General features: G+C 73.3%; 1 protein-coding gene. It reads right to left on the bottom strand.

What is annotated here, in order from left to right; translation table 11 throughout:
• Nucleotides 1-92: 92 nt before the first annotated feature.
• On the bottom strand, nt 93-1,508 hold the full coding sequence (locus tag AB0M56_RS50530; RefSeq protein WP_364190842.1) for an aminotransferase class I/II-fold pyridoxal phosphate-dependent enzyme: 1,416 nt from the start codon (nt 1,506-1,508) through the stop codon (nt 93-95).
• Nucleotides 1,509-1,531 lie beyond the last annotated feature (23 nt).

Here is a 1,531-nt window from a genome sequence, read left to right on the forward strand (position 1 = left end):
TAATTAAGCTGCGCTAGTAGACGAGTCCATGTGCTGGCGTTCAAATTTCGCAGCAGCGGTTTCTTTACCAGACTCGAGTACTTACTTAAATGTTAGTAGCCCTCGGCGAGCGCGGCCCGGACGTCCTCGGGGATCCGCTCCACCGGTTCGAACCGGGCGCGGGCCAGGGCCATCGGCGTGGCCGCCGGTCCGGTCGGCAGCAGGTCCACCACACCGGTGCGGTGGGCGAAGCAGTCGCAGAGCCGGTCGGCGAGCGTCTGGGCGTCCGGGTCGGACAGGCCGATCGGCAGCGCGAGGCGGACCAGGCCCGCCGGGTCGTCGCCCACGTGCGGGGCGCCGCGCACCCCGGTCTCCCGGTAGAGCCAGGCGAGCAGGGCCGGCGCGGGATGCGTCAGGCCGGCGAAGGCCTCGTCGCGGCGCGGGTCGAGCAGGACGCAGTGCGCGCCCGGCCCTCCGTACACCGGGGCACCGGCCTTGACGAGCCGCTGGTGCAGGGTGCGGACCTGTTCGGCGCGGCGCCGGACCAGGTCGCCGATCAGCGGGGTGTCCGCCAGCGCGGCGCCGAGGACGGCCTGTTGCTGGCGGCCGAGCTGACGGCCGTAGGCGTCCTCGTCCTCGGCGAGGCGTTCGGCCAGGTCGCCCAGGCGGGTGGCGACCAGCCCGCCCATGCCGACGGCGAAGTTCTTCGACAGGCTCACCGTCACCGCGTCGGCGGTGTCCAGCAGATCGCGGACGGTCCGCCACAGGTCGGCGTCCTGCGCCTCGGCGACCGCCAGGGCGTTGTCCACCACCCGAGTGGCGTCGAGCACCAGCGGCACACCGCGTTCGCGCAGGGTACGGGCCGTGGCGCGGAGCGCCGCGAGGGACAGCGGGAGACCGCCGGCGGCGTTGGTGCTCAGCTCCAGGCAGACGAACGACACCGCGTCGCCGTGCTCGTCGAGCAGGGCCGCGAGCCCGGCGAGCCGTCCGTCGCCGGTCGCGGGGGCGTCGGCCGTCGGGGCGTCGTCCTCGCGGGGTATCCGCACGGCCCGCAGGCCGGCCTCGGCGAGCGCGAACTGCCAGGTCGGGAAGAGGTCGTTGTGCAGGACCACGCCCCGGCGGCCGGGCCACGACCGGCACAGCCGCAGCTCGGCGGAGCGGCCGGAGGCGGTCCAGGACGCGTGCGGCAGCGGCAGCCAGCCGGGGAGCGCGACGGGGGCGCCGCCCGGATCTGCGACCTGGGTGGCCAGCGCGGCCATCCGGTCGGTCACGAAGGAGTCGGTGCGCTCGAACCACGAGTCGGTGAGCAGGTCGAGCTCCACCTCCGTGTGGTCGAGCAGCACCGGGTTGTGCCCGGCGCGGAGCAGCATCGCCTCGCGACCGGTCGCGGGCGCGGCCGGTGTGGCGGGTGTGGCCGGTGCGACCGGTGTCGCCGGGGTCGCGGCGGCGGGGGTGCCGGCCGACTGGAAATAGAGGTTTTCGTCCCCCGGATCCTGGCTGTGGTGATGATGGTGATGGCTGCTGCCCATGGTATATCTCCTTATTAAAGTTA

Origin of the sequence: Amycolatopsis sp. NPDC051372, from assembly GCF_040682095.1 — a bacterium.
GTDB lineage: Bacteria > Actinomycetota > Actinomycetes > Mycobacteriales > Pseudonocardiaceae > Amycolatopsis.

Coding starts and splice junctions, on each gene's coding strand:
- AB0M56_RS50530 (WP_364190842.1), bottom strand. CDS start 1,508: ATGGGCAGCAGCCATCACCATCATCACCACAGCCAGGATCCGGGGGAC.